The sequence below is a fragment of the Ruegeria sp. CDSA141 genome, assembly GCF_059612005.1.
In genome coordinates, this window is the sequence record NZ_JBXWPT010000006.1 from 1 (window position 1) to 25278 (window position 25278).

Sequence of the window (25278 nt, forward strand, 5' to 3'; positions counted from 1 at the left end):
AAGCGAAGCGCCGAACGCCAGATTGCGACCGACACCCGTTGCCGCAAACGCGGTGTTTGGGAGCAAACGTCATCCACACCATCCGCGTTTAATAGGTTCAAAGTTTTGGGTTTTCGGCACGTGCATCCGCCGCAAACGCAAAAGTCCAGTTTGTCCGTTGAAATCACCTCGCGTCTTATCGGTACGCATAGGGCACAACGAATGGCAACTGGTTTACATGTTCACTATTTGTTTTTCATGACGCCCAAATATGCACGCTCGGGTCGGTTGGGCCAATAAAGAAAAACGTTGCGCCTTGTGGCGGAATTTGACCGACTGTCCCGCGAATAGCGGATTGGCCCGCAAATCGTGAGTTCAGCCCGATTGATTAGACGTTTTGCACAGATAATCTCTGGTTACAGGAACAACCATCTGACCTCGGCTTAGCTGAAACTGAAATACAACCAAGCCCTGTTCCGAAAAGGCCATCTCGGATACGATCAGATAGTATCGCCACATTCGCAGAAACCGATCATCGTAGAGGTCGCGGATCGATTCCAGATTGGCCTCGAACTTTTCCTGCCAACATTGAAGCGTTCGCGCGTAGTGGCCGCGCCAGACTTCAACATCTGTGGTCACCAAGTCCTGCTTTTCAATCTCCTTCATGGCTTCGGACATTGATGGTGCATATCCGCCGGGAAAAATGTATTTGTGAATCCATGGCGACGTTCGACCGGGTGCGGTGGATCGACCGATTGTATGCACCAATGCGACGCCATCCGGTTTCAGATTCTCACGCAGTTTGCGAAAAAATGTTGGATATTGGGGCCGACCAACATGCTCCATCATTCCGACCACAACGATACGATCAAATTCTTCGTCGACCTCTCGATAGTCGATCAGGCGAAATTCGACCATATTCCCGACACCGGCCGCTTCGGCTCTGCTTTTTGCATATTCCAACTGCACTTTGGACAAGGTCACACCAACCACCTTCGCTCCATAGTCTCGCGCCAAGGTAATTGACATGCCGCCCCAACCACAGCCGATATCCATCACTGTCATTCCTGGTTTGATTAAGAGCTTCTTGGCTATGTGCGCCTTCTTTGCTACCTGGGCCTCTTCGATGCTTTGCACCGGATCTGAGAAATAGGCGCAGGTATATTGAAGGTCCTGGTCAAGAAAAAGTTCATAGAGATCAGCGGAAAGGTCATAATGATGTTCGACATTTCTGCGCGCGATATGAACGGGATTATACTGTGCGATACGTCTAAGCGACTTGCGCAGCCCTGTGACCGACGTGCCGTAACGCCCACCGCCATAGTTGTTTGCATTGCGCACAATTAGCGAAACAAAGCCGCGTAAATCGTTTTGCGAAATTGTGAGAGTCTCATCCATATAGGCTTCGCCCAAGGCGAGATCGCCGTTCATTACCAATTTGCGCGGAAGCGCTTTGTCGTGGAGGGTTATGGCTGAACTGGGCCCTTTTCCGCGGCCATAGGTGCTGCAACGCCCATCCGGCCAAGTCACCGCAAGCTCACCTTCTTGGATGATCTTGGTCAAAAGGCGGTCAAGCAATGACACCCACAATGTGACGTCCTCCAATGCTTCCACGATTAGACTACACTCCATGGCAATCGCACAAGTTGAAGGAGCAAGTTATGTCCGCTTAGTGTCCGCAGAGCGGTCGGTCGTGCGCGTAGATAACGCCACATTGAATAGGTAGTTTCCCAAATACTCGCCGATGATCGCCGCGCGAGCACAATCGAAAAGGCGCCCTGTGCTGAATTCCTGGCGCATGGACCGGACTTAACTGCGTGTTCGCGGCAATTGGATGCGCCTTTATCGAACTGTCGATAAAGCAGGTGACAGGGAACACCCATGATTTCGTGCTGCCTGAGCGATGGAACGGTCCCGCAGCAACCAAGTTCTTTGCCAAAGCGTTGTCTTCAATCGGAAGCACTGGCAAAACCGTAATCGATAAGAGCGGAGCCAACGCAGCAGGTATTCAAGAAGTGAACAGGAACTTGAGGCGATTTGGTTGCCCGGTTAAAGTACAGACAATAAGGTCGAAACTCCTGAATAGACTGATCGAGCAAGAACATCAGTTCAAAATACAGCGTGTTCGGCGCATGTGTGGGTTCAAATCTTTCGCATCTGCGTCCGCTAACTTGGATGGCATTGAAGTCGTCTATATGATCCGAATAATGCAGCTCTCTAGCGCTACAACTTTGGGCTTTCGTTTGTTTGCTGTGATCGCTGGACAAATGTGTCCAGCATGTCGCTAACTCTGGCCGTTCTAAAAGTTTGCAACACAACCGTTCAGCACTCGAAAGAGCGACGATTGCAGATAGTTTTCGAGTGAGAGGATTGTTTTCGCTTGTTTTTATTGGGTACTCCAAGTGCGACGAAAATTTCATGAGAAAATTCGACGCGAAGCTGCTTTCAATCAGTCCAGCGTGCAGAAAATTCTGCAACGATGGTTGAATTCATCGGGCCCAATTCTGATCCTGATGAATTCACGCAACAGGAACCGCCCATGATGTCTGACCCAACAGAGTTTGCAGGAATGGCGGCACTCTCGACCAGCGAGACACCGTCGCTCTCCTTGAGTAATCAAAAAATTGCTTCCGCAACGCCATGTCGCGAGGGTATTACGCGCCGCGGCGACGGCTCACGAAAACGCTCCAACAATAGGATTGGAAACAAAATGCCATCAGGCCGTTGCTGACTTGATTAACGCGATCATAGTCACCAAAAACACGGTTCGATGTTTGTGACACCGCGCGGTAGTGGTTTGGCTCCCGACCTTTGAAGTGGACCCGAAAAAGAAACCGCCACCGCTCCCGCCCGAATGAAACTCGCCCGATCAGCACGCCTCCGTCCAGTGCTGTTCTGCTCGGCAAACCTTACAAAGAGCGCTTCGAGGCCATTCACTCGACGTCGCCTTTTCGACGAAGACGAAAAGACCATGGACCAGTCGGTCTTTTCCGACGCGGCAGACCATCATCCAATCCTTGTCTCAGGGAGTTCCCGACATGTCCGCCAAAGACGTCAAATTCAGTTCTGATGCGCGCAGCCGAATGCTAACAGGGATCAACATGCTGGCGAACACCGTCAGGATCACTCTTGGTCCCAAAGGTCGAAACGTCATTTTGGACAGATCCCACGGTGCCCCGCGTATCACCAAGGATGGCGTTACTGTTGCCAAAGAATTCGAGCTTCCGGATCACTTTGAAAACATGGGAGCCCAGATGGTGAAGGAAGTCGCGTCCCGCACCAACGAAGAGGCTGGCGACGGCACAACCACTGCTACCGTACTGGCTCAGGCGATCGTCAAGGAAGGGATGAAGGCCGTTGCCGCTGGCATGAATCCGATGGATCTGAAGCGAGGCATTGAACAAGCCGTCCGGGTCGTCGCCGCAAAGATCAAGGACCTGTCCCGACCGGTTGGCGACAGTGTCGAAATTGCGAAGGTAGGGGCCATCTCCGCCAACGGAGATATAGCGATTGGCCGTCAGATCGCCCATGCGATGGCTGCGGTCGGCACTGAAGGCGTAATCACGGTTGAAGAGAGCAAGGGATTGGAGACCGAAACCGAAGTGGTCGAAGGTATGAATTTCGATCGCGGTTACCTTAGCCCATATTTCATAACAAATGTGGTCAAGATGAGCGTAGAGCTGGAAGACTGCGTTATCCTGTTCCACGAGAGCAAGTTGTCGTCTCTTGCCGACATGGTGCCGTTGCTCGAAGCAGTCATGGAAGCCGAAAAGCAGCTTCTGGTTGTTGCCGAGGAAGTGGAGGGCGATGCGCTGGCCATGCTTGTGGTCAACAAGCTTCGTGGCGGGCTGAAGGTTGCCGCAGTAAAGGCGCCTGGGTTTGGGGATAGCCGCAAGGAGATGCTGGAGGATCTCGCGATACTGACGGGCGGCCAAGTGATCTCGACCGATTTGGGGACCAAGCTTGAAACCGTCACGCTGGACATGCTCGGTGCCGCACAGAAAGTCGTCATCTCCAAGGACGATACGACCGTCATTGATGGCGCGGGCGACAAATCAGCAATCACTTCACGGGTCGCCCAGATTCGCTCGCAGATCGAAGATACGACATCCGACTACGAACGGGAAAAGCTGCAGAATCGTCTTGCTAAACTGGCAGGCGGGGTCGCCATCATCCGGGTCGGAGGGGCCACGGAGATTGAGGTAACGGAACGCAAAGACCGGGTTGACGACGCGTTGAACGCCACTCGCGCGGCGGTTCAGGAAGGTGTTGTTCCAGGCGGTGGTGTTGCGCTGGTGCATGCGAGCAAAGCGCTTGCAACCCTAAAGGGCGCCAACTCCGACCAGAATGCCGGCATCAGGATCGTCCGCCGATCGATCCAGGCACCGCTGCGTCAGATTGTCGAAAATGCCGGCGTGGACGGATCGGTCGTCGCGGCAAAGATCATCGAAAGCGAAAACCCATCCTTCGGGTTCGACGCTCAAACGGAAACTTATGTCGACATGCTGACAGCGGGGATCATTGACCCCACCAAAGTTGTCCGGGTTGCTCTGGAAGATGCGGCGTCGATTGCAAGCCTTCTGATCACAACCGAGGCGATGGTCGCACAAAAACCCAACAGGTCTGGAACTGCATCAGATTTGGGACCCTTGAGGGCGTGACGCAGGTCTTTTGGCCCAACGACGGGACCACCTCAATGCAGTCGGTCGATTTGTAACATGTAAACGTATTGAGAAAAACCAACCTGAAAGGAATTCAGATGTCGAAAGGTGACAAGAGGCGCGGCAACCGCGAAGTTAAAAAGCCAAAGAAAGCAAAGGAAAAAATCGTGGCGACGGCCGACTTCTTTAAGGGTCAGAAGCCGGTCAAGATAGGGAGTAAGAAAAAGTAATTTTCATAGTCGCAGGACGAAGATTGCAACCAAGGCGGAGCGTGCAGGATTCGCGTCGTCAGGAACGGATGGAGACATGGGCAATAGCCGCAACTCCGGCCCATGGTGTCCGAAGGCCATTGGAGCGCCGCTCTGGCATGCTTCGCAATTTGGTTTCCGAAGTTTCTGATCCATTCCCGGATTGTTTCATAACTCACTATAACGACGTGTTCGGTTTCGTCCCAGAGCGCGAGGCTTGTGAAGCGCAAGCTATCGCGGAGAGTGATGCGCCGGGTGTTGGCAAGGACGTCATGACCTCGAAGGACTTCCGGAAGACGATAGAACGGGATGCGGCTGGCCAGATGATGAACATGGTGAACTCCGGTATTCCCGGTGATCCAGCGCAGCATACCGGGCCGTGCGAAGTGTGAGCCGACTTCAAGCGCCGCATCCTGAATGCTCCAATCATTTTCCCGCTGCCAACTGATATCCTCGAACTGGTGCTGCAGGTAAAAGAACCACATGCCAGCAATTGCAGCGAGGAGCATCGTCGGCAGAAACACGAACAACAGGACGTACAAGTACCTGGCCGCGTGATCTAAGATCAGCGCGAGAAGTTACCGCTGACAATAATCTCGTTGATCAATTTGGCGACTGCCGAATGGGTTTCTAGCTCTAAATCCGAACCATTGGCACACTCGTGGGTCACCGCGGCATCGCGCAAAACCCCGACGATCTCACGTTCCTGAAGAAGATTGAGATCGTTTAAGGCAAGTAGAAGAGCCTCGCAGATCGAGAGTGCAGCCATGCCTGCGGGATCTTGGTGATCTGACATTGGGGTCATTCCTTTTAAAGTCATTGGATTCGCGACCAGGCGAGGTGGTGATGGTTTTTCTATTGTCACATGAGTTTTGGTATTTTGGACTGATCGAAAGTAGCCTCAATACCAAATTCTTCGTAGAGTCTTTGCAGGCTCGAGGAAATTCAACGATGAACACCAACACCAGCCCGCTAACACAGAAACTCTCGGCATTTGTTGCCTTGGCAGAGGCGGAACTGGTCGTTTTGGAACAATTGCACCAGCGGAGGAGAACCTTTGAGGCTGGCCGAGATCTTGTTCATCAGGGACAATCGGAACAGGCTGCCTATATCCTCGCCGCCGGCTGGGTTGTTTCATATAAGATTCAGCCTGACGGATCACGCCAAATCGTCGATTTCCAGATTCCAGGGGATTTCCTTGGGCTGCGCAGCGTTTTGTTGCACACGTCAGACCATGGCATTGAGCCGATTGTTGATATCGAAGCCGCCGAGGTTCTGGTGAGCGATCTTTTGCAAGCCTTCGCAGAGACACCTCGGCTGGCCACTGCAATTTTATGGGCCGTGTCACGCGACGAAGCGATGGTTGTCGAACATCTTGTCGGGCTTGGGCGGCGTGATGCGGATGCGCGCATGGCACATTTCCTACTGGAACTTGGAGTCAGGCTGTCGCTTGTGGGGATGGGCAGCAAGAAAGGCTATGCCTGCCCGCTCACACAGTACCATCTTGCCGATGCACTGGGATTGAGCGCCATTCACGTCAACCGCGTCCTGCGCAAACTCAGGGAGGACGAGTTGGTTACATTTCGGGATGGGTTTGTGACGTTCAATAACTATGAGGGTCTGGTTAAACTGGCGGATTTCGATCCAGCGTATCTGGATCAGAAACGGCCGCTTCTGGCCTGATTGGGCCCACAATCTGGTTTTGGACGATCCTGCTTACATCTCAAACGCGTGACGTTACATCAGCGCCCGACTGGCTTCCTTGAGTTCCTTGTGAGCCTCTTCGTCATTTTCTGCTTCGTGGGCACTTTCAGCGGCCTGATAGTGTTTCAATGCCGTCGCCTTTTTGGGGCCTTCTGGCGCTTTGTCCCAGGCGGCCTTAACGGAGGCCATGTGTTTGACGGTGTGGTTTTCCTGACTCTGGTCTTCATCATTCATTGGAATGTCCTTTCCTGGACGGTCCGAGAATGAGAAGCACGAGACTCATACAGCTCTTTTGGGGAGCTCCATGTTCCCCGCGCCCCTCAGATACTCAAAAAAATGCCAACCAAATACACAGCGGACACATGTTACCTAACGGGTTTCAGAGCGCCTTCGTACTGACGCAGGTTAGCCCGCTTGAGCCAGATAAAAGATCCGCGCAAACATCAGAGCGCCCATGAGTGCAATCAGCATCCAATAAATCGGGATCCTGGGGCCGTTATACTTTATTGTCTCTGGCAGTTTCGAAACGCGATGCGACACGCGCTTAGGTAACAAGGCCACCAACTTTGTCGCCACACTGCCGCTCGCATGATTAAGCGTGGGTACATCTCTGACTGTTGAAAGATGCGCTTTCAGCCGGGCATGCGCTGCATCTCGGCCCAGAAGTGTAAGCTCACGAGCCTCGGTCCAAGGCTCGAGCCCGAGACGCGCAAGGGCTGACAAAACCGTGACTGTTGCACCGGTTTTGTCTTCACCCACTTCTGCAAGCAGGAAAGGGTCGTAGTCGGAGCCATCCGGGCGAAGAACATCTGATACAGACATGATTTTTCCTTTCGGACTGGGGGAGCGGCGCTCGACAAAAATCGTTGGGACAAAGATACCGACCAACGCGTTGGATACCGCATTCAATATTGCTTGATTGCTGCAAGGCGCAAAGACTTGCATCTGCCTGGATGCGCCACCTTCTAGCCCCGATTGTCGGGAGTGAGGCTGTTGCACACATCCTGACAGTAAAGAACCTGATGGGTACTAACTTCGATCAGCATAAAGCCCGTGGGTTGGGAATAATATAGCCCTAAGTGCTGTGACTTGACGGGGCATTTGGACTGATGCGGCCGACCATGGTCGGTACCGGAAATCCAGCGATCAATTCAACGGAGGTATGGGATGCTCACGCGTTCGATCAGGTCAAAGGTGACGTTCACCAATGCCTTCAGGTTGGGAAACAGCGACATCGTGTTTCCGGCTGGCGCGTATGAAATTCTCTTCGAGGAGGAGTTGCTGCAAGGCGTCAGCTTTGAGGCTTACCGACGCACCGCGACCTACCTGATGGTCAGGGGTCGAGGGAGTCATGTCGGTCAAACAACGATGCACATGGCAACACAAAAGGATCTGGAGCATGCCATTGCCTGCGACTAGGCCCACTGTGAAACAATTCAACATAGCGAAGCGGCGCTTTCTCCGCTGGAGGACTTGATATGACCAATCCTGAATGGCTGAAACCTGGTATGTATGGCGCGCTGCTCGGCGCGGTGTTTGTCGGCGTCGTTGGATTTTCTTGGGGCGGTTGGATGACTGGCGGAAGCGCGAACAAGTTGGCAAGCGAAATGGCGCGGGACCAGGTGATCGCGGCGCTCGTGCCAATTTGCCACGACATGTCCCGCACGGATAATCAGCGTTTAGCAAAGCTCGCAACGATCCAGGCTGCCACGTCGTACAAGCGACGCGACGCCGTGATGGATGCGGGTTGGGCAACCATGCCTGGTTCCGATTCTCCGAACCGCGATCTCGCCAAAGCGTGCATAGAAGGGCTGAACCTTGATGCATCTTAATATGATTGCGTCAAGGCCGCCCTTGTCAATTCACACTGGTTTGCTACGGTAAGTGGGATGTTTGGATTGCAACTGGAAGGCGACCAAGGAACCTGTTCGACCCTTGGTGTTAGAAAGTGGGATGCCGATGCAAGCAGTCTGAAATTTCCCTCAAGTACAATCTACCGCGGCGCAACAAGCGATCACACCGGCTCAGCCAAACTCACCGGGCCCGTCAGGCGCGAAATGAAAATAGGCATGAACTACAACGCTCTTATTGGGGGCAATAAACGCGCCGGATGTCGCGAGAATTCGACTATGCAAGGAAAACTTGCCAAAACTAACGGGGATAGCGAAGCCTGCCTAAATTTGAAGTTGTTGTAACTTCTCAAATAGCGGTCCGATACCGAGCGTCATGTGCTGATTTGCTTGGCAACGCGCCGTAGTAAATCGGCCCTTCAAACCCCATATACTGATAGGCTACGTGCGAATTTTCGGGTCTGACCGACGCACCGAGGTCTCAGTGGAAAATCCGAAATCGATTGGGATCATGTCTTTCAATGACCTGGCTATTAGGTCTGCCGTCCTGCTGAACCGTCGAATAAGGAAACCGACAATCAGGGCGGCAAAGGCCGGTTCAGCCAATCTCGAAAAACCCCGAGAGTCGCGCCGGAACGGGCTGGCGAGCCCTACCTGGCCCTTAATCGAAAGGACCACCGCAATGGATGACCAATTCAGCAAGACCATCGCAGTTTTCGACTGGCCATTCACAGTGCCCGGTTTTGCAGAAACGCTCCCCGCCGGCGAGTATGAAATCGAGACCGAACTCGCCTCGCCTCCGGATCACCAAGACCCTGAAGCTTGGAAGGCCTCGGTTGTTGTCCACCTGCATCCACGCATTTCCCATCCGGGATTAACCCGGAGCCTAACCGTTTCATTAATTGATCTCGACAATGCCCGCGCGAAGGACAAGCTTTCAGGAAGAGAGCTGTCTGATGTTTTTCTGGAAGAAATGCTGGCAGACCCAATGGTGCAGCTTGTGATGCAGGCCGACGGGGTATCCGAGGCCCAATTGCGGCATCTTTACTCGGGATCGCGGACAACGCGGGAGAATATCGATCTCGTTGACCAAAGTCCCAAAGACGATATCCCGCAAGTTTTTTCGCAGGACAGCTCTGAAATTCAGAACGCCGAAAATGAAGGGATGCCATGCCAACAGGCCACTTCGCTTGTACCTGAATGAAGTGGAAGAAGCGAATGCCTGAGTCAATGGAAAGCAAGGAACTGATGCAAAAGAAGAAGGAATTCATCGTCTCGGACCCGCCAAAGCGTGCGCTTGCAGATGCGCCCAAGGAACGGTTCTGCTTGCGCTGCAAATCCTCTTTCTGGAGCGAAGGTTTTGGCGAACGCATCTGTTCCCGCTGCAAGGCCACCTCTGCTTGGCGCGCGGCCGTGCCGGAAGGCGTCAGTCAAGGTCGCCGCTCTGGCGGCCGGTCGTGATAGATCCCTTGTTTGTTTTTAGGGCTGCCTGCCGTTGTTGTCCGAGATAAAACGCATGGTGGGACGGATCGAAGCCTCACAGATGGCCTCTGCATCAGCGGCATCGTTTTTCTGTCGCTTCACAAACGGTTTCACATACGCAGGTGGGATGAGCCTGACATCGTGACCCAGGCGACCAATCTCGCGGCCCCAGTAATGCGCGCTAGAGCAAGCCTCCATCGCAACCACGCATCTCGGTAGCATGGCAAAAAACTCAAGGACCTGACCTCTGCGCAGTTTCTTCCGCAGAATAGGGTGACCCGAGTGATCTGCTCCGTGCACCTGGAAAACGCTCTTCGCCAAATCCAGGCCAATCATGCTAATCTCTTCCATAGACGCCTCCAATCATGTTGTTTGCAAACCGACAATGGCACATCGAGGCCAGCGGGGGCGTCTACACCTTCAGAGCCCGCGATTTCTGTTGCCAAGCAGAGCTTCCATCTGTATTGCGCGCAATATTTCACCCTTTTGCTCGTTACATTTGTTACTTTCTAAACTTACTATTACAACTGATAAGTACCCCTTATCAGGTATAATTTGCCTCGCCGAACATCTGGCGCAGACTGGCTGTCATGTGACCTTGGCACCTTCCGTTCCATCCTTTGCAAGCGGCAAGCTCAAGCAGTTGCCGGAGACCCTTCGCCAACAAAAACATACTCGCGTCGACCTGAACTTTGTGTTGTTAGGCAGCTACAACATCCCGTGAAACCACCACTTCTGAACAAATGGCTGAAGCCTCGCGCTCTCAAGCCCCTCGTCACGCTCGCCCCGGAACACTGGATCTAACCTAGAAGCCTTGTGGGCAGGAAGCTTTTGTTGGTACCCGCTATGCTTTTGCGAAAAAACTCAGGCGTCGGTTTGATCCGGCGCCCTTTTTCGAACCTTCGAACAGAATCTTACCCATGGGTAAGATCATCTTCCTCAGGGAGAGCATCAATCAGAGCGGCAATCGCCGCCTCAAGTTTGCTGCGGTCGACACGCGTAAAGTCCAAATCGTATCGCAACTCAATTCGGCCGCTGGAAGCTGAGCATTTCGCGATCCCTGCCCGTCCAGATACCTGAAACGTGGTCTTTGCACGTCGTGGTTTGCCGGCACTTTCAACGGGAACCTTCTTTGCCACGCCTGTTTCCGGAGCGCCCAGAAAAGACCTGAGAATTGCGACCTCCCGCGCTCCGTCTCGGTCCGGCTCGCTCATGACCGCGTCACTCACCTGGCGCACCAAACCTGGCGTTGCATCCAGTTTGCGCTTCAGCTCAACGCCTACGTTGCGCGGAATTTCGTTCGGATGTTTCAGCACCTTGTCCAACATCATCAGCAAACTGGCAAATGATCTGATGTAACTCCGCTTTGTATAACTGGCAGATTTAAACAGCGTGGAAACCGCCTTGTCTACATCCGGGCAATCATTTGCCGGGTCTTCGGCATACGCGCGTGCGAGAGCGCCCATTTCAGCAAAAGAGATATCCTTGCGGACCAGGTTCTCATCCACCATGCGCCGGTAACTGTTATCGAGATCGCCCGCCTCTGAGATACCCGCCGGAATTCTGGCGTAGAACTCATCGCCCGTTTCTTCATACAAGGCCCGATAGGCTGACAGGCGTCGCATTCCCTGGATCAATTCAAATCGACCATCTGAACGACGCTCAAGTCGGATCGGGTTGGACAATCCGATTTCCTGGATTGACGCCTTTAGTTCGTCCAGTTCAGGATCCGGTCCCGGCTTGCGATCCCGAGTCAGCTTTTCAAAAAGGATGTCAGCCAATGCCACCCGTTCCGTTACCAGACCTTCGGACCGCAGGCGAACCAGTTCATGCGCAAGGCGATCATTCTCTGCACGAATTGATTCTTCCGTCGATTGCTGGTCGCGCAGCGCATCGGCATTTTCCGAAATGGCCGCAGCCATCGGGCCGCGCCGCTTTTCAAGAACCTTATCCGGAACCTTGCCGACAGGAATATCATCCATTGCAGGTAGGTCGATATCAAACATTCTGCGCTTACGGCTCATGCGTCATCCTCCAGCTTGTCCCAGGCAGACAGCATCACACCGCGGAATTCCTCGTAAACATTGTCAAAAGTCGAACGCGCCCGGCGCCAGGTTTCCCGGGTCATCTCTCGATAGTCCATTTCGTAGACTGAGCTCAGAAAGCGGCCCGATTGTTCAACCGCGCGGGTCATTTCAACCGGGTGCTGGGCTACGTGGTCCCCGAAAACTTTCTGAAAGGCATCAAACATCGCCAGATGCAAAGCGTTGCCGGGCTCGTACCGCGTGAGCAGGAACCGCAACTCGCAGAACGTTTTGGGAAGGCCGATCTTACCCGTGGGTAAGGTTTTGTCGAACCCGTAAGCCAGATCCTCTAAAGCCTCGGCCAGCTGACCGATAAAGGATGTGGTCGAATCATATTCCCAATACCCCGGGCCGGACGGGATATACAACATGTCTGCCGCGAACACCGCGTTCATTGACTGATATCCAATGGCAGGAGGGCAATCGAACAGAATCAGGTCATAGGCATCATCAGGGATTTGATCCAGATAGCGGGACACCGCAGCAAAGAAAGACCATTCTGGGTTCAGGTGGCGATATTGCGCCGAGGCGAACTCGACGAAGGCAGCGTTCGCACAGGATGGTATTGCATCGATGGTGGACCATGATGTCTTTCTAATGAAATCGCTGATCCGCAGGTCACCAAGCCCCATATCCGTAATCGCCGGCGGCAACTCCCGGTGGGGTAGGGCGGTTCCAGACTCCGCGGCTGCGGGCCGGTTGTTCATACGTTCCGTCTCGCGGATCAGGTCACGTGCCATGATCCCCCAGACAGTATAGTCTTCGGCCACATCGGTCAGACCCATCGAATGGCTCAACGTTGCCTGAGGGTCGAAGTCCACGACGAGAACGCGATAACCATCAAGCGCGGCCGCATGAGCAAGATGCAACGCCACGGTCGACTTGCCCGCACCGCCCTTGAAGTTTGCCACAGCCGCGCGAATGGCACGTTTACCCTCGGGACGAGGTGGCATAAGGGACTTGCGATTCACTTTGAGCCGCCGTCGCAACTCATTCACTTCTTCCAGGCTAAACCAGCGCTGCCGTCCCTCGGGCTCAACTTCGCCACCAGGCAGAGATGGATCAGCGGCAAGCTTTCCGCGAAAAGTTGACTGGTTGACCCGGAAGATCAGCTCGGAAACCTCCCAGCTCGAGAACCGGCGGAGTGTCTTCTCCATCTCGGGGCTAAAAGTCTGCTGACGAATCCACCCCTGTAGTTTGAGAGATTGATTGCGCAATGCATTCAGGTCTTCGTGCGTGTACATGCCTCATGTCTCTTTGCTTAGAACGTAAATTTCTGTTCATTTTTTATTTACGCTTGATTTGCGCTTTACGCAAAAGAAAATATGATGAAACTGCAATCTTACCCACGGGTAAGAAAACAAGGGCCTACAAGCCTGAATCCGATTCGGGTGGTCGAAAGATGTAGGGCGACGATTCGCATGGAACCCTCAACCGCATTTAGGGGGGCATATGTCTTGAAACGGCCACATATAGGGGGACATAATACAAGAATAGGGGGACGCCCTGCATGTCCCCCCTCACCAATACTTCACCAGATTTCTTTTATTTTTTGATCTGGATTGGCGCAAGTTTCTGACCTTTTTCAGACTCTTCTTGACAGAATCGAAGCTTTGGACGCTAATTAGGCCAAGGTGACGAAAAGCGTTGGTAAACAGCGCAAGATAGACGGGACACACCCGTCCGAGGCAGACAGAACGGTGAGAACGGGTATGCAGCTGGCTAAACCGGTCGGGCGAAATGCGGCGGCCTTAAAATACGATATATTATCGGCGCTCACCATTTACGCGTTGTCAGGCGACAAGCATCGACAGCGAAGTATACTGCGCATTATCGCCTTGATTACGACCCGATATAACTGGCGGAACAATGAATTATCGATTGGGCGTGAAGAAATTTCGCGTCTGTGGGCAGTGAACGAAAGGACCGTAAAGCGCGAAATGGCCAATTTTCGCGCATTAGGATGGGTAACGGTAAAACGGTCTGCTGCACGGGGTCGGGTCGCTGTCTACGAAATCGACCTTAAACAGATCATGATTGATACGCAGAAGGTCTGGCCAATCATAGGACCCGATTTCCAGACCCGGATGAGTGAAGATTCTGAGCCCGTTACAAATGTCGTGCCTTTCGCGGCAAAACCCGTGGGACCTGAAGTTGCGGCTGAGGATGTCTGGTCACAGGTGCAATCGATTCTCCACGGGCGTGATCCCGAGCTGTGGGCGAGCTGGTTTCGGCACCTGTCCGAGGCGGAAAGGACAGGGGGAAGCGTCACCCTGGTTGCGCCCTCGCGGTTTATGGCTGACTACATTGCACAGAAATGGACAGCGCGATTGCTGGCCGCTTACAGTCGCGTTGATCCCAGTATCAGGACGGTTCGTATAGAAGCGGCCGATTAAGGGCGGCGGGCACGAAGCCCACCCGAACAAAGGATGAGTCATGATCAACCGGAGTTTTCAGCCTTTTCGGGTCGAACAGTTCCTTTCCGACACAGAGCACGGAGTGGTCTTCAATTTCTCGGAAAGCGGCGTACACCCTATGTCGCTCCAGGGATTGATGGATCTGGCACAGATTGATCTCGATACTCTGCTGATCACGATGATCGATTACCCGCAAGTCAATGGAAAGCAATCCCTGCGCGAAACCATCGCAGATTTTTACCCGGGGGCTTCTCCGGATGGGGTAATGGTCACGGTCGGGGCAACCGAAGCGAACACTCTGGTCACCAATACGGTGTTAGGGCCCGGCGACAATGTTGTGTGTTTTCGACCGACCTATGAGCAGATTTCAGGAAACGCCGCCAATCGTGGAAACGAGGTGCGGTGGGTCGATCTGATCGAATCCGCAGGGTGGGGCATTGACGCCGAGGCGCTTGAGCGGGCCGTCGATGACCGGACCCGCATCATTCATGTGGTCAATCCGAACAATCCAACGGGCCGAATTCTGGGCGAAGCGGACCGCGCGCGTATCGTGTCGGCAGCCGAGCGAGTCGGCGCCTGGATTGTTTCGGACGAGGTATATGCTGGAACCGAGCGGGAAGGAGATACTGAAACGCCCTCCTTCTGGGGGAGTACGGACAGGGTTCTTGTGGTGAACTCCATGTCCAAGGCCTATGGACTTCCGGGTCTGAGGCTGGGTTGGCTTGTGGGGCCGGAAGATATTATTCAGCAATGCTGGCGGCGGCACGAATATGCCTCGATCGCGGCATCCATGTTGTCGATGGAACTGGCGGACAAGGCACTTGCCGAACCAGCGCGATCCAAACTGAAAGCCCGCGCGCGCCGTCTGATCCGCACGGGGTTTGACGTTCTGACGGAAGAACTGGCGCGGCATCAGGGGGTGTTTTCGGTTGTACCACCTCAGGCGTCGGCCTTGTCGTTCGTGCGGTTCAATCTACCGATCGCATCGGAGGAGTTCAGCATGCGCCTGTTGCGCGAGAAAGACGTGCTGGTCATTCCGGGGTCGAGGTTCGGGGTCGAGAATCATTTTCGGTTCAGCTCGGCCCTGCCCGAAGATCATTTGCGGGACGGGCTGGCAAAGTTGAATGATCTTACAGGAGACATTCTGAACGGAGGCTAAGGGTTTGCCGTCGAATTTATGCGAGTGGTTCGGTGACATTTCTTTTGCCTTTTTCATTCGTGTCGATAGGCTTCGCAAATGGAAGATTCACCTGTTCTTTCCGCCGAAAAACCGCCTCTGGATCAACTGGTTGGGTCAGCAGTTAAGACTCACCGGACGCTGACAGGGTTGACTCTGGCCGAACTGTCTCAGCGGTCCGGTGTATCCACGGCGATGATTTCCAAGATCGAGCGCGGTCAGGTGTCTGCTTCACTGGCGACGCTTGAGGCCCTGGCAGGAGGGATTGGCGTTCCCCTGATCAACTTTTTCGCTGGTACGGTCGAACGCACGGACGTGTCATTTGTGGCCGCAGGCGAAGGCGTAACCGTTCAACGGTTGGGCAGCGGTTTTGGGCACAGTTACAAGCTGATCGGTCGGGCGGAAGCAAAACATGTCAGTTTCGAGAGTTTCAGCGTTACATTGGAAGGCCCGTTGGACGAACGTCCGCTTTACCAACACCAGGGTGTCGAATTCATCCATGTTACAGCTGGTGAGATGGTCTATGGTTGCGGTGAAGCAGCTTATCATATGCGTCCGGGCGACAGCCTGAGTTTTGATTCAAATGCCACCCACGGGCCGATCGAGTTGAAAACAGACAAGGTCAGCTTTGTCACCGTGGTTTCCAAAGCCGTGTCGGGCGACAATTGAAAACGCCCGGCAACAGGGCCGGGCGTTCGGGGAACAAAGCAATGTGAAAAGGGTCAGAGACCCCATTTCTTGCGATTTGCTTCGAAAAACCCTTGTGCCTTTTTCACTTCGATCCAGTTGTTCACATAGTTGATCCAGACCTGATCCGCCTGCGGCAAGATCATCGCGATGGGCGACGGCGAACGGGGACCCGCGTTTTTGACGCGTACTATGGGAAACTTTTCCTCCAGGGTCGAACCTTCGATGTTCGACGTGATGAACACGTCGGCCCGACCGGCGATTACTTCCTGAAAACCGCGGGCCGGCGCCTCGACCACCTTGATCTCAGCATTCGGGAACCACTCGCGGACTCGTTTTTCGAATGTGGTGCCCAAAGTCGTTGCAACCGCCACTCCGGGTTGGTTGATCGAGTCATAACCGTCGAATTTGTCGGCCTTATCCTTCGTCGTGTATGGGAAGAGCTCCACTGAAATATAGCTGTCGGAAAAGCCCGCGACCTTCATACGCGGTGGCGAAATCGAAGCTGACCCGGTCAGGTGATACTTGCCTGCCACCACACCGTTGACCAGTGTTTTCCAGTCGGTAGGGACATATTCGACCTCAACACCCAGATCGGCGGCCAGCTCGTTCATGATGTCGATGTCATACCCCTTGTAGCTGTTGGTTGCAGGGTCGCGGAGGGACATGGGGTTCCAATCGCCCGTGGTGCCAACCTTGAGCACGCCGGAATCCAGCACCTCGTTCAGTGCAGATTGCGCGTTCGCAGCGCCTGACAATACAAGCCCAAGCGCAGCGGCTGCCGCAGCTTTCCAAAAAGTGTTCATAGGTTTCTCCCGTTGGTGGCGTTTCGACCTTGTGGCCGTATTCTTCATTGATTTAAGCCCAAAGGGAAAGATAACCTCAAGAAAATATTATACTGGGACTAAAACAGGGGCAGCTCAGCTTATGCCAGACGCCGCAATCGAACTTGTGGGCGTGAACAAGTGGTTCGACACGTTTCACGTTCTCAAGGATATCAATCTGACAGTTAACAGCGGCGAAAAGGTGGTGATCTGCGGACCTTCAGGGTCAGGAAAATCCACTGTTGTGCGATGTATCAACCAGTTGGAAAAGCACCAGAAAGGAACCATTCGCGTAGATGGGATCGAGTTGACGGATGACGCAAAATCCGTGGCCAGGATCCGGTCCGAGGTCGGCATGGTGTTCCAGCAATTCAACCTGTTCCCTCATCTGACCGTGTTGGAGAACCTGACATTGGGCCCGGTCAAAGCGCGCGGTCTAAGCCGCAAAGAGGCAGAGGAAAAAGCACGTCATTATCTGGATCGGGTGCATATTCCCGATCAGGCCGAAAAAAAGCCCATTCAGTTGTCGGGCGGTCAGCAGCAACGTGTCGCCATAGCGCGATCCCTGTGCATGGAGCCGCGCGTCTTGTTGTTTGATGAACCCACTTCGGCGCTGGACCCCGAGATGATTTCGGAAGTGCTGGATGTGATGGTCGAACTGGCGAATGAGGGCATGACCATGGTGGTTGTCACGCACGAGATGGGATTTGCCCGCAAGGTGGCGGACAAGATGATCTTCATGGATGCAGGCGAAATTGTCGAGGAAGGCAACCCCGAACATTTCTTCACGGCACCTCAATCTGAACGGTGCCGCCAATTCCTCAGCCAGATTTTGCAGCACTGAGTGGAGCCGATGAAAAAAACTCTTCTGATTCTTCCACTTTTTCTGCTGGCAGGATGTTCGTCGTCCCAGACCTGGGGCTGGTACGTGATCGATCCGACCACGGCGTCGGGTTGGACCAATGTGAAATTCTTGATCTCGGGCATGGGCGCGACGATCCAGATTTCGTTGATCGCCGCCGTTATTTCGATCGCCATCGGGCTGCTGGTCGCCTTGCCGGGGTTGTCCGAGAAACGCGGCTGGCGGATGCTTAACCGAATTTACGTGGAGTTCATCCGCGCCATCCCTCTGCTGCCGATGTTGTTTTGGGTGTTTTACGGCTTGCCGATCGTGTTTCAATCCATGGGGGTGAACATCCCCATTGATCCCTTTTGGGGTGCGATCCTTACGTTGGCGATTTCTGACAGTGCCTTTACTGCCGAAATCTACCGCGCGGGGATTCAGTCCATTGCCCGAGGCCAGCGCGAGGCGGCGCAAACCATTGGGCTGAACTACGTGCAGACCATGCGCTACGTGATCCTGCCACAGGCAATCCGGCGTATTCTGCCGCCGCTGGCAAACCAGTTCATCTACATCGTCAAGATGAGCGCCTTCGCCAGCGTCATCGGGATGCAGGAACTGACCCGCCGCGCGAATGAGTTGGTGGTGACGGAATACCGCCCGCTGGAAATCTATACCCTGCTGATTTTCGAGTATCTGATCCTGGTTCTGATCATCTCAGCCGGGGTGCGCTGGCTGGAGCGTCGTATGGGCGCGGACGAGCGCGGATAAGGAGCAAAAAAAATGGACTGGAAAGATTTCATGGCCGAGACCGAGGCCAATATCGGGGCCTTTTCAAAGGAGGTGCCTGAAACAGTGCGCGGCTTTGGCATCATGGGAAAGGCCGCCAAGACCGATGGAGCGCTGAGCGAGAAAACCAAGGAGTTCATGGCGCTTGGCATTGCGATCGCGACCCGCTGCGACAGTTGCATTGGATTTCATGTGCGTTCGCTGGTCCGGCTGGGCGCTACCCGCGAAGAGATGTGCGAGGCGTTGGCTATGGCCACCTATATGGGCGGAGGGCCGTCCTATGCGTATAGCGCCAAGGCGCTCAATGCTTTTGATGTGTTTTCGGAGTAAGAAACATGCGTCCTGATCTGGCCGGAGCAGAGGGGTTTATTCGCAACAGCTGGTATGTCGCCGGACGGTCCGAGAATTTTGGCCGCAGCCTGAGCGCCGTGCGAATGCTGGGCGAAGAGATAGTGGTCTATCGTGACACGACAGGCAAAGCGATCGCGTTGGAGGACGCATGTCCGCATAGAAAGCTGCCGCTGTCTCGGGGCACCATTGAAGGGGACCATGTGGTTTGCGGCTATCACGGTCTGACTTTCGGCTGCGGCGGTGAATGCGTCAGCGCCCCCACACAGCTGGACAATCCTCCGCGCCGCGCCGCCGTGCATGCCTTCCCGGCCGAAGATCGCTGGGGGTTTCTGTGGCTCTGGATGGGAGACCCGGATAACGCCAGCACTGACGATATCATCGATATCCCCAATTTCGACAACCCGTCCTGGGGCAAGACCCGGACCGGAGCGATGGAGATGGCGTGCCACTACCTTTACATCATCGACAACCTGCTGGATCCAAGCCATGTGGCCTGGGTGCATCTGACCTCGTTTGCCGGGGCAGGGACCGACAACCGCCCGCTGGATCTTGAAGAAACCGAAAGCGGTGTCATTGTTTCGCGCTGGATCGCGGACGAACCCGCGCCGCCCTACTACGCGCCGATACTGCCGTTTGGGCCAAGTTGTGACCGCAAGCAGCATTACGAATGCCGTCTGCCGTCCACTGCGATCAACATGTCCGTTTACACTCCGACGGGTGAGGGCGGGGCGGATCGACCGATGTCGCCCAATGCCTTTGTGAACATTTCGTACAATTTCATCACGCCGGTCGATGCGGAAACCTCTCGGTATTTCTGGTTCCAGCACCGCAACATGCACGCGGATGACGCAGCCATGTCGCAGCGCATGTTTGAGGGCGCGGTCATGGCCTTCAACGAGGACAAAGAGGTTCTGGAATACGTCCAAACAGGCATGGCACGGCGCAAGACCGGCTATATCAACCTCGGGCTGGACGCGGGCGCGATGCGCTTCCGCGCGCGGGTTGCAAAACTGATTGCGCAGGAGGCTGGCTGATCAACCGGCCGACAAGCGCCCGTTCGCGCCCTGGCCTACGTGTCGGGCCGGGTCGTCGAACACCGCTTTGATACAGGGATACTGTTCGAGGATTTCCGTTCCACCTGGCAACAGATCGGCCCGGAGAACACCGGCATCCCAGATTGCAACACCATCCACCCGGATCGTGGGATCCAGCACGTTGAGTGAAATCTCACCCGGCGCATAATGCCCGCAAGTGTGAAAGTGCAGCAGGCGCGGATTGCCAAAGGCAGATCCGCTCCAACGTTCAAAGCTGCTTTGGGCAGGGGTGGTATAGGCGCAGCCCGGATGGATACCTGCGTGCCAGGAATGCATGGTCAGGGGATCAAGACCGAACATCCGACCGACCTTTTCGTAATGCATCTGCGCACAATGCACATCCATGGGATGGCCGTCAAAACCGGTCAGGCGGTTGTTTTCGAACCGGATGGTCAGCGGTTCTCGCAGGTCACAGCCGTATGGTTCATAGAACTTCGATCCGGTGCCGACCAGGAACCCGTCCTGAACCAGCACACCAGAGAACCCCTGCGCGGGAACCGGGGCAAAAACCGACATCGGAAAACGCGTGATGCTGACATCCGTGGCACCTGATGGCGGGAAGGCGGCGCCCGGGCCAGCGAAGTTGGTGCCAAGCGGGCAGGTCACGTGGATGCGCCCGGCGTTGGCCAGCAGCGTGTTGACAGCGTTTTTCAGCTCGACGAACCCGGTGTAGTTGGCTCGCCCGAAACCCGACGCCAGCATTCCGGCGTCCAGCGCGTACGACATGATGGGCCGAACGTCCTCCATGCCCGCGTCGAACCTTATCTGATCGCCGGTGCGGGACAGAAACAGGGTGCAGTCCGCCGACTTCATCGCCGATTTCAGCTCTTCAGGCACCAAGGGACCCATGGGTTCGAATGGGAGAGTTCGAACTGCGGTTTTGATCCGGTTCTGTCGGGCACAGTCGACGATAGCCCCTGTGATCTCGGCATCATAATAACCGTTGGCCGCATCTTCGCAGACCACAAGCAACTGGTCGCCCGCCGTCAGGCCACCGCATCTGAACAACAGGTTTTCAGCACCCGCCATGAGATCTGGACTGTGCATTTCCGCTGATCCTCAAAAAATCCCCCGCGTTGGTGTTTTACATCTTTCACGTTTCTGTGATCCAGAAAAAATTTCACCTTAAGAAAAAAATTAACTGACATGCTTGAGGGCTTTGTTCATAAGCTGGGCCCGAACAGGACAGGAGACATAGCAATGAGTGCTTGGATCGAGATGATCTCGGACGGCAAGGCCGACGGCCGCCTGAAAGAGCTGCTGGACAAGGCCCGCACCCCTCATGGCACCGTTGACACGGTCATGCGTGTGCATTCATTGCGCCCCGAAACGATGAACGGGCATGTGACGCTGTATCGTTCGGTCCTGCATTCCGATGACAACCAGTTGCCATTCTGGTTTCTCGAGGTTGTCGCCAGCTATACTTCGATCCTGAATGATTGCACCTATTCACTGACCCATCACTTCATGAACGTGCGCAACCTGCTGAAGGACCAGCCGCGCAGCGACCGGATTTTTGTCGCGCTCAAGGCCCATCGGCCCGAGGATGAATTCGAAGGCAAAGAACTGGCGCTGCTGCGCTATGCCGCCAAGCTGACGACGGATGTCGGTAAAATGGTCAAGTCCGACTTCGAAGTGCTCAAGATCGCAGGCTGTGAAGACGGAGAGATCCTGGAGGTCAACCAGGTCTGCGCCTATTTCAACTATTCCAACCGATTGCTGAACGGTCTTGGCGCAACGACCGAGAATGATGTGATCGGCTTTTATACGGGTGACGACTGATGGGTTGCGGCGGGTCTGGCTCCGTGCCGTAGAACAACGTTTTGGGGGGTCAGCTGATAGCTTTGGGTTGCGGTGGTTTCATGCCCCACGTGTTTTCTTCCGCTGTTTTGCGGATGATCGCGCCGATCTTCAATAGATTTTCGCTAAGCGGGTTGGTCTTTCGCCAGATCAGACCAATCGTCCGCGTCGGCGGTGTGTCCTGAAACCGGGCAATGGACACATCCGCGGATCGGGTTTCCAGCCCAACCGCCATTTCCGGTATCAGGGTTACACCGATGCCGGCGCCGACCATCTGAACCAGTGTGGAAAGCGAACTGCCCTCCATGATGTGCTGCGGTTCGATATTGCGGATTGAGCAGAAGGACAGGGCCTGATCCCTGAAGCAATGCCCCTCTTCCAGCAACAGCAGGCGCATGGTTCTGAGCTGCGACGAACTTGGCATCGGCAGCTTGGCATCCTGCGCCGGGCGAACCAGCAGAAAGTCTTCGTTGAACAGCGAGAATTCTCGGAGGTTGGGTTCCGAGACAGGCAGGGCAACGACGCCAAAATCCAGTTTTGAATCCAGTATTTCACCGATCAACGTCTTGGTTATCGTTTCCTTTGGTTCGATGGTCAGTTGTGGGAAACGTTGCGACAAAGCTTTGATGATCGAGGGCAGCAAATAAGGTGCAACCGTGGGAATGACCCCGATTCTGATGCGGCCGGACAAGGGGCCTGAGAGGGATTGCACCAAATTCCCCAAATCCTCGACCCGGGTCAGGATTTCGCGGCCATGTTTCAGCACGTCTTCGCCAAGTGCTGTCAGGCGGGTTTGACGGGCCGCGCGTTCGACCAGCGGCCCACCCATGATTGCTTCCAGCTCTTTGATTTGTATGGAAAGCGCGGGCTGCGATATCGCACTGGCCGCAGCCGCTTTGCCAAAGTGGCCGTGCGTGGCGAGCGCCTCGAAATAGCGCAGGTGTTTAAGCGTGAGTGCTTTCATATGAAAAACTAATCGCAACGATAGTAATTACAAATTTCCAATTATCGAAGCTGTAAGGTACGAGTCAAGATATCTGAACCCCTAGGTAAATACTCAGGAGATTTACAATGGACGGTACCCCCCACAATCACCAATCCGGCGGCTGCCCTGTCATGCATGGCGGCAATACTGGAACGGGCAATTCCGTTACCAAGTGGTGGCCGGATTCGCTGAACCTGGACATTCTGAGCCAGCACGACACGCGCACGAACCCGATGGATGCGGATTACAACCACCGCGAAGCGGTCAAAGGGCTGGACTTCAAGGCGGTTCGCGCCGATGTCGAGGCGCTGCTGACTGTCAGTCAGGACTGGTGGCCGGCAGACTGGGGTCACTACGGTGGCCTGATGATCCGTCTGGCGTGGCACTCGGCCGGGTCTTATCGTCTGGGGGATGGTCGAGGTGGCGCCGGTTCGGGCAACATCCGGTTTGCGCCGCTTAACTCGTGGCCGGACAATGCCAGCCTGGATAAAGCCCGGCGTTTGTTGTGGCCGGTGAAAAAGAAATATGGAAACGCGCTTTCCTGGGCTGACCTGATCGTTCTGTCGGGAACCGTTGCATATGAAGCCATGGGGCTGAAGACCTTTGGCTTCGGATTTGGTCGCGAGGATATCTGGGGCCCGGAGAAAGATGTTTACTGGGGGTCGGAAAACCAGTGGTTGGCCCCGTCCGAGAACCGATATGGCAATCTGGAAACTCCCAGTACGCTGGAAAACCCTCTGGGTGCGGTGCATATGGGCTTGATCTATGTGAACCCCGAAGGCGTGAACGGCAATCCGGATCCTTCCAAAACCGCGCTGCATATCCGTGAAACCTTTGCCCGTATGGCGATGGATGACGAAGAGACTGCGGCGTTGACCTGCGGTGGTCATACGGTCGGCAAGGCCCATGGTGCGATGCCAGGCGACAATATCGGCGCCGAGCCCGAAGCCTGCCCCGTGTCCAGCCAGGGTCTGGGATGGGAGAACCCTGATCAGAACGGTAAAGCGACCAACGCCTTTACTTCTGGGATCGAAGGGGCGTGGACGAAAGAGCCCCTGAAGTTTGACATGGGCTATTTCGACTACCTGTTCGGCTACGAGTGGGAGCTGGGCAAATCGCCCGCCGGCGCCCATCAGTGGCAGCCCGTCGACATGCCCGAAAACGAAAAGCCGGTCGACCCGACCGACCCGTCTGTTCGTCGCATGCCCATGATGACTGATGCGGATATGGCGATGAAAGTCGACCCGACCTACAACGCGATCTGTCAGAAGTTCATGGCGGATCCGGACTATTTTGCCGATACATTTGCACGTGCCTGGTTCAAGTTGACTCACCGTGATATGGGTCCACGCGTCAACTATTATGGTCCAAACGTGCCGTCAGAAGACCTGATCTGGCAGGATCCGATCCCGGCTGGTTCGACAGATTATGACATAAATGCCGTCAAGGCGAAGATCGCAGACAGCGGCCTGACGGCAGTCGAGATGATCACCACAGCCTGGGACAGTGCCCGCACCTTCCGTGGCTCGGACAAACGCGGTGGCGCAAATGGGGCGCGCATCCGACTGGCGCCGCAAAAGGACTGGGCAGGCAACGAGCCCGAGCGTCTGGCAAAAGTGCTGGGTGTGCTGGAGCCGATCGCAGCGGAAACCGGTGCCTCGATTGCCGACGTGATCGTTCTGGCGGGCAATGTCGGACTGGAGCAGGCAATCAAGGCCGCAGGCTTTGACGTGGCGGTTCCGTTCTCGGCCGGTCGCGGCGACGCGTCGGACGAGCAGACCGATGTGGACAGTTTCTCGGTGCTTGAGCCGCTGGCGGACGGGTTCCGCAACTGGCAACTGAAGGAATACGCAGTATCTCCTGAGGCAATGATGCTGGATCGCGCGCAACTGCTGGGTCTGACCGCAGCCGAGATGACCGTTCTGGTCGGTGGCCTGCGTGTGCTGGGTGCCAACCATGGCGGATCGCCACATGGTGTCTTCACTGACCGGCTGGGTAAGCTGACAACAGACTTCTTTGTCAACCTGACGGATATGGCGCTGAGCTGGCATCCGGTTGACGGCGGAACCTACGAACTGCGCGACCGCGCCTCGGGTGAGGTCAAGTTCACCGCAACCAGCGCAGATCTGGTCTTCGGCTCGAACTCGATCCTGCGCGGTTATGCAGAGGTTTATGCTCAGAACGACAACGCCGAGAAGTTCGTACGCGACTTTGTGGCGGCATGGACCAAAATCATGAACAACGACCGGTTCGATCTGGTTGCCTGACACATGAAAAAATCAGGCGAGGACACCCTCGCCTGATT

The 25278-nt window shown here is 55.0% G+C and carries 27 protein-coding genes and 1 pseudogene; 17 read left to right on the top strand and 11 right to left on the bottom strand.

Translation table 11 applies throughout. The features are described from left to right. Positions 1 to 354: 354 nt before the first annotated feature. The gene (locus AC2FLP_RS10675) at positions 355 to 1611 is read right to left on the bottom strand and encodes a class I SAM-dependent methyltransferase (RefSeq protein ID WP_496683557.1); all 1257 of its coding nucleotides are present in this window, start codon (positions 1609 to 1611) and stop codon (positions 355 to 357) included. Positions 1612 to 1868: 257 nt separating this feature from the next. Between AC2FLP_RS10675 and AC2FLP_RS10680 the strand changes: the two genes are divergently transcribed. Both AC2FLP_RS10680 and groL read left to right on the top strand, forming a co-directional pair. Beyond that, on the top strand, positions 1869 to 2267 hold the full coding sequence (locus AC2FLP_RS10680; RefSeq protein ID WP_496683906.1) for a DDE-type integrase/transposase/recombinase: 399 nt from the start codon (positions 1869 to 1871) through the stop codon (positions 2265 to 2267). Positions 2268 to 3017: 750 nt separating this feature from the next. Continuing rightward, entirely contained in the window at positions 3018 to 4640 is a 1623-nt protein-coding gene (groL, locus tag AC2FLP_RS10685) for a chaperonin GroEL (protein WP_496683560.1), read from the top strand. 193 nt (positions 4641 to 4833) lie between these two features. On the opposite strand, the gene AC2FLP_RS10690 is transcribed toward groL, so the two are convergent. Together AC2FLP_RS10690 and AC2FLP_RS10695 are read right to left on the bottom strand one after the other, a co-directional pair. Further along, the gene (locus AC2FLP_RS10690; protein ID WP_496683563.1) at positions 4834 to 5430 is read right to left on the bottom strand and encodes a fatty acid desaturase; all 597 of its coding nucleotides are present in this window, start codon (positions 5428 to 5430) and stop codon (positions 4834 to 4836) included. A gap of 23 nt (positions 5431 to 5453) precedes the next feature. Next, entirely contained in the window at positions 5454 to 5684 is a 231-nt protein-coding gene (locus AC2FLP_RS10695; protein ID WP_496683566.1) for a hypothetical protein, read from the bottom strand. Between the two features lie 155 nt (positions 5685 to 5839). Here AC2FLP_RS10695 and AC2FLP_RS10700 point away from each other — a divergent pair, with 155 nt between their 5' ends. Then, a complete protein-coding gene (locus AC2FLP_RS10700) occupies positions 5840 to 6571 on the top strand; it encodes a Crp/Fnr family transcriptional regulator (protein ID WP_496683569.1) in 732 nt (243 codons plus the stop codon). 54 nt (positions 6572 to 6625) lie between these two features. Here the strand turns inward: AC2FLP_RS10700 and AC2FLP_RS10705 are convergent, their stop codons facing one another. Together AC2FLP_RS10705 and AC2FLP_RS10710 are read right to left on the bottom strand one after the other, a co-directional pair. Further along, a complete protein-coding gene (locus AC2FLP_RS10705) occupies positions 6626 to 6826 on the bottom strand; it encodes a hypothetical protein (protein WP_113789405.1) in 201 nt (66 codons plus the stop codon). A gap of 171 nt (positions 6827 to 6997) precedes the next feature. Next, a complete protein-coding gene (locus AC2FLP_RS10710) occupies positions 6998 to 7537 on the bottom strand; it encodes a hypothetical protein (RefSeq protein ID WP_496683572.1) in 540 nt (179 codons plus the stop codon). A 222-nt stretch (positions 7538 to 7759) separates the two neighbouring features. On the opposite strand from AC2FLP_RS10710, the gene AC2FLP_RS10715 reads away from it, so the two are divergent. From AC2FLP_RS10715 to AC2FLP_RS10735, 5 genes are all read left to right on the top strand, one after another. Next, positions 7760 to 8011 carry a hypothetical protein gene (locus AC2FLP_RS10715; protein WP_496683575.1) on the top strand — a complete coding sequence of 84 codons (252 nt, stop codon included), beginning with the start codon at positions 7760 to 7762 and terminating at the stop codon, positions 8009 to 8011. A 59-nt stretch (positions 8012 to 8070) separates the two neighbouring features. Beyond that, complete coding sequence (locus AC2FLP_RS10720) at positions 8071 to 8424, top strand: hypothetical protein (RefSeq protein WP_176865328.1); 354 nt, start codon at positions 8071 to 8073, stop codon at positions 8422 to 8424. A gap of 57 nt (positions 8425 to 8481) precedes the next feature. Next, entirely contained in the window at positions 8482 to 8787 is a 306-nt protein-coding gene (locus AC2FLP_RS10725) for a hypothetical protein (RefSeq protein ID WP_282121186.1), read from the top strand. A 388-nt stretch (positions 8788 to 9175) separates the two neighbouring features. Next, positions 9176 to 9646 (top strand): hypothetical protein, encoded by a 471-nt coding sequence (locus tag AC2FLP_RS10730; RefSeq protein WP_299643656.1) that lies wholly within the window; start codon positions 9176 to 9178, stop codon positions 9644 to 9646. Positions 9647 to 9660: 14 nt separating this feature from the next. Then, positions 9661 to 9903, top strand: coding sequence for a hypothetical protein (locus AC2FLP_RS10735; RefSeq protein WP_282121184.1), 243 nt, complete (start codon positions 9661 to 9663; stop codon positions 9901 to 9903). A 45-nt stretch (positions 9904 to 9948) separates the two neighbouring features. Here the strand turns inward: AC2FLP_RS10735 and AC2FLP_RS10740 are convergent. The 3 genes and pseudogenes from AC2FLP_RS10740 to AC2FLP_RS10750 form a co-directional block, all read right to left on the bottom strand. Beyond that, positions 9949 to 10275 (bottom strand): annotated as a pseudogene (locus tag AC2FLP_RS10740) (IS110 family transposase); the annotation flags it as partial. Between the two features lie 563 nt (positions 10276 to 10838). Continuing rightward, a complete protein-coding gene (locus AC2FLP_RS10745) occupies positions 10839 to 11948 on the bottom strand; it encodes a ParB/RepB/Spo0J family partition protein (protein WP_496683580.1) in 1110 nt (369 codons plus the stop codon). Next, complete coding sequence (locus AC2FLP_RS10750; RefSeq protein ID WP_117873962.1) at positions 11945 to 13252, bottom strand: AAA family ATPase; 1308 nt, start codon at positions 13250 to 13252, stop codon at positions 11945 to 11947. Before AC2FLP_RS10750 ends, AC2FLP_RS10745 begins: the two co-directional genes overlap by 4 nt. Positions 13253 to 13948: 696 nt before the next feature. Between AC2FLP_RS10750 and AC2FLP_RS10755 the strand changes: the two genes are divergently transcribed. The 3 genes from AC2FLP_RS10755 to AC2FLP_RS10765 all read left to right on the top strand — a co-directional run bounded on the left by AC2FLP_RS10755 (position 13949) and on the right by AC2FLP_RS10765 (position 16271). Next, positions 13949 to 14404 carry a DnaA N-terminal domain-containing protein gene (locus AC2FLP_RS10755; RefSeq protein ID WP_496683583.1) on the top strand — a complete coding sequence of 152 codons (456 nt, stop codon included), beginning with the start codon at positions 13949 to 13951 and terminating at the stop codon, positions 14402 to 14404. 40 nt (positions 14405 to 14444) lie between these two features. Then, the gene (locus AC2FLP_RS10760; RefSeq protein WP_496683586.1) at positions 14445 to 15584 is read left to right on the top strand and encodes an aminotransferase class I/II-fold pyridoxal phosphate-dependent enzyme; all 1140 of its coding nucleotides are present in this window, start codon (positions 14445 to 14447) and stop codon (positions 15582 to 15584) included. A 78-nt stretch (positions 15585 to 15662) separates the two neighbouring features. Continuing rightward, positions 15663 to 16271 carry a helix-turn-helix domain-containing protein gene (locus AC2FLP_RS10765; protein WP_117873956.1) on the top strand — a complete coding sequence of 203 codons (609 nt, stop codon included), beginning with the start codon at positions 15663 to 15665 and terminating at the stop codon, positions 16269 to 16271. A 53-nt stretch (positions 16272 to 16324) separates the two neighbouring features. Here AC2FLP_RS10765 and AC2FLP_RS10770 read toward each other — a convergent pair whose 3' ends face one another. Beyond that, positions 16325 to 17095, bottom strand: coding sequence for a transporter substrate-binding domain-containing protein (locus tag AC2FLP_RS10770; RefSeq protein WP_299897582.1), 771 nt, complete (start codon positions 17093 to 17095; stop codon positions 16325 to 16327). 121 nt (positions 17096 to 17216) lie between these two features. Here AC2FLP_RS10770 and AC2FLP_RS10775 point away from each other — a divergent pair, with 121 nt between their 5' ends. From AC2FLP_RS10775 to AC2FLP_RS10790, 4 genes are read left to right on the top strand one after another with little or no spacing between them, the layout of a single operon-like run. Continuing rightward, positions 17217 to 17957, top strand: a complete 741-nt coding sequence (locus tag AC2FLP_RS10775) for an amino acid ABC transporter ATP-binding protein (protein ID WP_299641773.1) — start codon at positions 17217 to 17219, stop codon at positions 17955 to 17957. 9 nt (positions 17958 to 17966) lie between these two features. After that, positions 17967 to 18725, top strand: a complete 759-nt coding sequence (locus AC2FLP_RS10780) for an amino acid ABC transporter permease (RefSeq protein ID WP_299897579.1) — start codon at positions 17967 to 17969, stop codon at positions 18723 to 18725. 12 nt (positions 18726 to 18737) lie between these two features. Further along, a complete protein-coding gene (locus tag AC2FLP_RS10785) occupies positions 18738 to 19073 on the top strand; it encodes a carboxymuconolactone decarboxylase family protein (RefSeq protein ID WP_299897576.1) in 336 nt (111 codons plus the stop codon). A 5-nt stretch (positions 19074 to 19078) separates the two neighbouring features. Further along, positions 19079 to 20128 (top strand): aromatic ring-hydroxylating dioxygenase subunit alpha, encoded by a 1050-nt coding sequence (locus tag AC2FLP_RS10790; RefSeq protein WP_299897573.1) that lies wholly within the window; start codon positions 19079 to 19081, stop codon positions 20126 to 20128. Here AC2FLP_RS10790 and AC2FLP_RS10795 read toward each other — a convergent pair whose 3' ends face one another. Next, positions 20129 to 21235 (bottom strand): hypothetical protein, encoded by a 1107-nt coding sequence (locus tag AC2FLP_RS10795; protein WP_299897570.1) that lies wholly within the window; start codon positions 21233 to 21235, stop codon positions 20129 to 20131. Between the two features lie 153 nt (positions 21236 to 21388). On the opposite strand from AC2FLP_RS10795, the gene AC2FLP_RS10800 reads away from it, so the two are divergent. Continuing rightward, the gene (locus AC2FLP_RS10800) at positions 21389 to 21970 is read left to right on the top strand and encodes a carboxymuconolactone decarboxylase family protein (protein ID WP_299897567.1); all 582 of its coding nucleotides are present in this window, start codon (positions 21389 to 21391) and stop codon (positions 21968 to 21970) included. A gap of 49 nt (positions 21971 to 22019) precedes the next feature. On the opposite strand, the gene AC2FLP_RS10805 is transcribed toward AC2FLP_RS10800, so the two are convergent. After that, positions 22020 to 22952: a hydrogen peroxide-inducible genes activator gene (locus tag AC2FLP_RS10805; RefSeq protein ID WP_496683594.1), complete on the bottom strand. Its 933-nt coding sequence runs from the start codon at positions 22950 to 22952 to the stop codon at positions 22020 to 22022. Between the two features lie 107 nt (positions 22953 to 23059). On the opposite strand from AC2FLP_RS10805, the gene katG reads away from it, so the two are divergent. Beyond that, a complete protein-coding gene (katG, locus tag AC2FLP_RS10810) occupies positions 23060 to 25240 on the top strand; it encodes a catalase/peroxidase HPI (RefSeq protein ID WP_496683597.1) in 2181 nt (726 codons plus the stop codon). The last annotated feature ends 38 nt before the right edge of the window (positions 25241 to 25278 follow it).